Below are 6,000 nucleotides of genomic sequence, written 5' to 3'. Positions count from 1 at the left end.
CTATTTAAAACAGTTTTAATGATGTGTTGCCTTTTAATCAGGGTAGGCGTGAGGATAAAGTGCGCTTTAGGGAAAGAAACACCATATGAAAAAGCGCCGATAGTTTTAGGGTGTTGGCTTTATTCTAATTGAAGTTTTATAGTATTTGTTCTTGGTCTTTTAGCTTAGGATAGGTCGGTATATACCCGAGGATAAACCGCTTATGACCTGCTTAAGACCCGAAGTTAATATGGGGGAACCTTTGGTTTGTATTGTCTCTTTGAGGGGGGCTTTAGGGGTGTAAAAGAGACTTGGTATTTTGGTTGAGACTGTATGTTGGTGGGAATGTATTGGATTGAGAAAAGCTTGGCTAATATATATAATAATATGTGCTAATAATTCAATTATTTTAGTAATGAAAATACTTTCTAAATTAAAAATGAATATTTTTTATTGCAACTGTTGCAGTGTAAAGAGAGACAAATTCTAGATCAGTTGATAATTCATTAAATAATGCTGCTATTAAATATTTTTTAATAGAATCATTTTATCATAATTTATTAGAATTTACATTTTAAGCAAAGTAATAAAGTGATACTAATTGTATGTTGACTACCATTGGTTTAGCAAGTATCTTTGGTGAAAATAGTTATATTATGAAACCAAATAGAAGGGGGCAAATTGTAAAATTTCACACACCTTTTGAAGACGAAGATCCTAATGATCTTTATTTAGTTCTTGAGTATATGGAACATAGTGAACGTTCTAGAGTTAGAGTGCAAGCATTAAATACAGGTTATTCATTCCCATGGACTACAATTTTATATGCTAAAGACTTTGAAGTTGATGAAGGTCAAACTTTTGATTTAGATTATTATCTTGAGCATGGGAAGCATGATTTGGTTTAATTATATTTCTTGTTAATTTAATAAAAAGACAAGTATTTTTATTTTATCATAAAATAGAGTAAAGAATTAATATTTCTTTGTTAAATTTGTAACCATTGTGTAATGTTGTATAGTATGGTTATAAAAGATTGTTATTCGCTTTCAGAAGCTGCAGAACTGCTAGGTAAAAGTAAAGAAACTTTAAGACGCTGGGATAAGGAGGGGAAACTTCCTGCTTTGAGAGAACCGATAAGTGAATATCGTATTTATAAGAAACAAGATATTAATAATCTTATAAAACCATTGTTTGACAACCTTGAAGAAATTGTAGATAATTCAGAAAAACCATTGAAAGAATATAAAGTTCTCGAATTATTTGCAGGTGCTGGTGGTTTAGCAATTGGACTTGAGAAAGCGGGAATTAAATGCGCTGCTTTAAACGAAATAGATAAATGGGCTTGCCAAACCTTGCGGGAGAATCGTCCACATTGGAATGTTTTAGAGGGAGATATTAAATCCTTTAATTTTGAAAAATTTAATGGAGAAGTAGATATCGTTACAGGCGGTTTTCCTTGCCAAGCTTTTAGTTATGCTGGTAAAAAACTAGGATTAGAAGACGCGAGAGGAACTTTATTCTATGAATTTGCTCGTGCAGTAAAAGAAGTAAATCCTCCAATTTGTATTGGGGAAAACGTTAAAGGTTTGCTCTCTCATGAAAAAGGTGAAACATTAAAAGGAATGTTGTCAATTCTTGATGAAATTGGTTATAAGGTTGTTCCGGTTCAGGTTTTAAAAGCAATTAATTATAAAGTTCCTCAAAAGCGAGAACGCTTAATTTTAGTAGGAATTAGAAAAGATATCGATATTAAATATGAATACCCTAAGCCTTATCAGAATATCTATAATTTGTCGGATGCTTTAAAAAAAGGGCCTTTGTATGACTCAAATGTTCCTAAATCTGAAGGTTCAAAATACCCACAACATAAGAAAGAAATTTTAGATTTGATTCCGCCAAAGGGCTATTGGAGAGATTTGCCTATAGATTTACAAAAAGAATATATGGGTAAAAGTTTCTACTTAGGTGGTGGAAAAACAGGGATGGCAAGACGAATTGGTTGGGACGAACCAAGTTTAACATTAACTTGTAGTCCTGCTCAAAAACAGACAGAAAGATGTCATCCAGATGAAACACGACCTTTTACCGTACGAGAATATGCTAGAATTCAAACGTTTCCTGATGAATGGAAATTTATGGGTTCAGTTTCTCAGCAATATAAGCAGATAGGAAATGCAGTTCCTTGTAATTTAGGAAGAGAAATAGGGTATTCCATTGTTAAGTTTTTGAATGATTATTACTCTAGTTTATCAAATCCTAAATAGTAACTATAATTTTCGAAAGTAATTTCATCTAGAATGGTTCTTTTTGACTCTTTTGAACTTGTCTGAATTTCTTCAAGTGCAGAATTATTTTCACTTTCCTCAGTTTTGAGATTTTTCAAGTAGTCTGAAATAGCTTTTGGTAAAATAGTGTATAATTCAAATAAAGCGTAGTCTTTACCAGTTAGTAATTTGTAAAATTGATCACCAGAAATTTTATTTACTCTACTATGGCTGTATTCTTTTCCATTAATTTCTCCAAACCATTTTTCGTTAAAACTATTTTTAGCTAAAATTTGAACCCAATAGCATTCAGCTTTTTTATAGGTGTCAGCATAAGTAGCTAGTTTTTGAAATAAACTCTCCGCAGAACTACTATTCATTGTGTTATGTTTGTTTTTAATATCAGCAAATAGAGTATTATCAGAAGCTTTAATGTCGAAACCGCTAAAATTGCCAACTTCAAAACCTTTAATCCCTCCCAAAATTTGTTCATGAAAAGTTCCAATTGAATTATTTATTGATTTATCAATCTGTCGGTTTATCTCTGTTTTTATGAGAGTAACTTCGTCTAGTTCATTAAAGCTTGCGTCAAAGGTTAGTTTTATGGTGTCAATTTTATTTGAGTAAAATTTCTTCTTACTAACATTTGCTTTTGCCCTTGTATATGATTTATGAAGATTCTCTATACACGATAAAAAATGTTCGTCTGATATATAACTTAAGTATTTATTTGTCATAATTCTTTAGAATATGTGTTACAATATACTAATAAAATTTAATGCGCCTCCAACCAATTCAGCCCAGTATCCACTTCAACATCCAAAGGCACTTCCAGTTTAAAAGCACCTTCCATTTCCGTTTTAATCAATGTGGTTAATTCTTGGAGTTCTGGTTTGTAGATGTCAAAGACCAATTCATCATGCACTTGTAAGAGCATTTTTGATTTGTAATTACCAGCTTCTAGCTTGTTGAAAATATTAATCATTGCTATTTTAATGATATCAGCAGCGCTTCCTTGTATGGGTGCGTTAACGGCATTTCGTTCTGCGGCACCTCGCACCACAGCGTTACGTGAGTTGATGTCTTTTAAATACCGACGACGCCCCAAAACGGTAGAGACATAGCCATGATCTCTTGCAAAATCGACTTGCTTACTCATGTAGGCTTTTAATTTTGGATAGGTGTCGTAATAGGTGTCAATGAGCTCTTTGGCTTCACCACGCGATAAATCGGTTTGGTTGCTTAAGCCAAAGGCAGACACGCCATAGATGATTCCGAAATTCACGGTTTTGGCATTGCTACGTTGCTCTCTGGTGACTTCTTCAATCGGTACACCAAATACTTTGGATGCGGTTGAGGCATGAATGTCTTCTCCATTTTTAAAGGCTTCAATCATGGTTTCTTCTTCACTTAAGGCGGCAATAATTCGTAATTCTATTTGCGAATAATCGGCTGCGAGTAAGGTGTAGTCTTCGCTTCTTGGTACAAAGGCTTTTCGCACTTGGCGACCACGCTCGGTACGGATAGGGATATTCTGTAAGTTAGGATTGTTACTACTTAAACGGCCAGTTGCGGCAACGGTTTGCATGTAGTCGGTATGCACACGCCCTGTGCTGTCTTCAACCTGAAGCGGTAAAGCATCTACATAGGTGCTTTTTAGCTTGGTGAGTCCTCTGTAGTCTAATATTTGTTGAATGATGTCATGGTCTTTAGCTAAAGCCGATAAAATATCTTCTCCGGTTTTGTATTGCCCTGTTTTGGTTTTTTTAGGTTTATCGACTAATTTCATTTTTTCAAACAACACAATACCTAATTGCTTTGGAGAGGCAATATTGAATTCTTCTCCAGCAGCTTCATAGATACTTTTTTCAAGACTTTGGATGTCGTTATTTAAAGCTTCTGCTAAGGAGTTTAGAAAATCAATATCGAGATTAATACCTTCTAATTCCATGGCGACTAACACACGCAGTAGCGGAATTTCAATCTCGTCAAATAATTTTTGGGTGTTGGCTTCGCCTAATTCTTTTTCAAAATGCTCTTTAAGCTGTAAGGTGATGTCTGCATCTTCAACAGCATATTCGGTTTGCTTTTCTAGCGGTACCTCGCGCATGGACAACTGATTTTTTCCTTTTTTACCAATCAATTCAGTAATAGAAATGGGAGTGTAATTGAGATAAGTTTCAGCAAGAACATCCATGTTGTGTCGCATATCGGCATTAATTAAATAATGCGCTAACATAGTATCGAATAATTTACCCTTAACGGTGATGTTGTATTTGGCTAAAACTTTAATGTCGTATTTTAAATTCTGACCTATTTTTTCAATGCTTTCAGATTCGAAAAAAGGTCTAAACACTTCCATGAGTTCTTGAGCTTCATTTTTATCCTCTGGAAATGGGACGTAAAACCCTTTGCCAGTTTCCCAAGAAAAGGCAATACCTACAAGCTCTGCGGTTAAGGGATTTAAACCTGTGGTTTCGGTATCAAAACACACCGAAGTTTGATTCATTAAATTCTTAACGAACAATTTGGTGGCCATACCAGAAGCGATACTTTGGTAAAAATGTGAGGTGGTTTCGGCTGTTTTTCTGGTAAATTCTGAAGTTGGTTCTGTTGTGTTGGCATCTCCACCACCAAATAAGGAGAACTGACCAGCTCCTGCGTTTGAGGTTGAACTTGAACTTGATTGAGACTTCTCGACAGAGCCTGTGCTGAGCGAAGTCGAAGTGCTCGAAGTGACAGCAGTTGAAGTTGAAGTTGTATTTGTTGTGTTTTCTGTTTTGGGAGCGAAGGTTTTATTAAAATTATCTATTAAACGTCTGAATTCTAATTCTTGAAAAATTTCGGTGACTTTAGGAATATCTGGTTCAGACATTTCAAAATCTTCGGCATTAAACTCCACAGGAACATCGAGCATTATAGTGGCCAATTGCTTAGAGAGTAGACCAAGTTCTTTATTGGCTTCAATCTTTTCTTTCATTTTACCCTTTAATTCATGGGTATTGGCAAAGAGATTTTCCATGCTGCCATAAGCTTTTAAAAACTTCTTAGCTGTTTTTTCGCCAACGCCAGGCAGTCCTGGAATATTATCGGAAGCATCGCCCATCATACCAAGAAAATCTATGACTTGCATAGGATCTGTAACTTCAAATTTTTTCTGCACTTCTGGAATGCCCCAAGTTTCATAACCTCCGCCAAAAACAGGTCGGTACATAAAAATGTTTTCAGTAACCAATTGTGCAAAATCTTTATCAGGTGTCACCATATAGGTTTTGTAACCTTCTTTTTCAGCTTGTCGGGATAACGTTCCAATAACGTCATCCGCTTCAAAACCTTCCTTAACCATAATAGGAATATGCATGGCTTCGAGAATATTACAAATATGCGGAATGGCGGTTTTAATACCTTCTGGAGTTTCATCTCTATTGGCTTTGTAGGCTTCGAACATTTCAACTCTATCTACACTACCACCTTTATCAAAACAAACGGCTAAATGATCTGGACGTTCACGTTTAATAACATCTAAAAGGGAATTCATAAAACCCATAATAGCTGAGGTGTCTTCTCCTTTAGAATTGATTCTTGGGTTTTTTATAAAAGCGTAATAGCCACGAAAAATTAGGGCGTAGGCATCAACGAGAAAGAGACGTTTTTGGTCTGACATTTTATATCATATTTTATTTAAGTGAGCTTTGCAAAATACTCGTTTTTTATTTCTGCTTCAAAATAAAAATGAAACGTAGCTATGGCTATG

The 6,000-nt window shown here is 34.9% G+C and carries 4 protein-coding genes; 2 read left to right on the top strand and 2 right to left on the bottom strand.

The features are described from left to right. Positions 1-584 precede the first annotated feature (584 nt). Together C8N41_RS01105 and dcm are read left to right on the top strand one after the other, a co-directional pair. Positions 585-887 carry a hypothetical protein gene (locus tag C8N41_RS01105; protein ID WP_092446519.1) on the top strand — a complete coding sequence of 101 codons (303 nt, stop codon included), beginning with the start codon at positions 585-587 and terminating at the stop codon, positions 885-887. 114 nt (positions 888-1,001) lie between these two features. Next, positions 1,002-2,246: a DNA (cytosine-5-)-methyltransferase gene (gene dcm / locus C8N41_RS01100; protein WP_092446520.1), complete on the top strand. Its 1,245-nt coding sequence runs from the start codon at positions 1,002-1,004 to the stop codon at positions 2,244-2,246. Here the strand turns inward: dcm and C8N41_RS01095 are convergent. Together C8N41_RS01095 and polA are read right to left on the bottom strand one after the other, a co-directional pair. Continuing rightward, the gene (locus tag C8N41_RS01095; RefSeq protein WP_092446521.1) at positions 2,219-2,983 is read right to left on the bottom strand and encodes an Eco47II family restriction endonuclease; all 765 of its coding nucleotides are present in this window, start codon (positions 2,981-2,983) and stop codon (positions 2,219-2,221) included. The two genes, dcm and C8N41_RS01095, sit on opposite strands and share 28 nt — an antisense overlap. A gap of 38 nt (positions 2,984-3,021) precedes the next feature. Then, on the bottom strand, positions 3,022-5,910 hold the full coding sequence (gene polA / locus C8N41_RS01090) for a DNA polymerase I (protein ID WP_115837852.1): 2,889 nt from the start codon (positions 5,908-5,910) through the stop codon (positions 3,022-3,024). Positions 5,911-6,000 lie beyond the last annotated feature (90 nt).

The sequence above is a fragment of the Winogradskyella sediminis genome, assembly GCF_003387355.1.
In the GTDB taxonomy this organism is placed as follows: domain Bacteria; phylum Bacteroidota; class Bacteroidia; order Flavobacteriales; family Flavobacteriaceae; genus Winogradskyella; species Winogradskyella sediminis.
Note: the sequence above shows the minus strand (reverse complement) of the source record. Positions and strands in the feature narration are given on the sequence as shown.

What these genes read in the sequence shown, in the direction of transcription:
- C8N41_RS01105 (WP_092446519.1), top strand. Translation starts at nt 585, where the DNA reads ATGTTGACTACCATTGGTTTAGCAAGTATCTTTGGTGAAAATAGTTAT.
- dcm (WP_092446520.1), top strand. Translation starts at nt 1,002, where the DNA reads ATGGTTATAAAAGATTGTTATTCGCTTTCAGAAGCTGCAGAACTGCTA.
- C8N41_RS01095 (WP_092446521.1), bottom strand. Translation starts at nt 2,983, where the DNA reads ATGACAAATAAATACTTAAGTTATATATCAGACGAACATTTTTTATCG.
- polA (WP_115837852.1), bottom strand. Translation starts at nt 5,910, where the DNA reads ATGTCAGACCAAAAACGTCTCTTTCTCGTTGATGCCTACGCCCTAATT.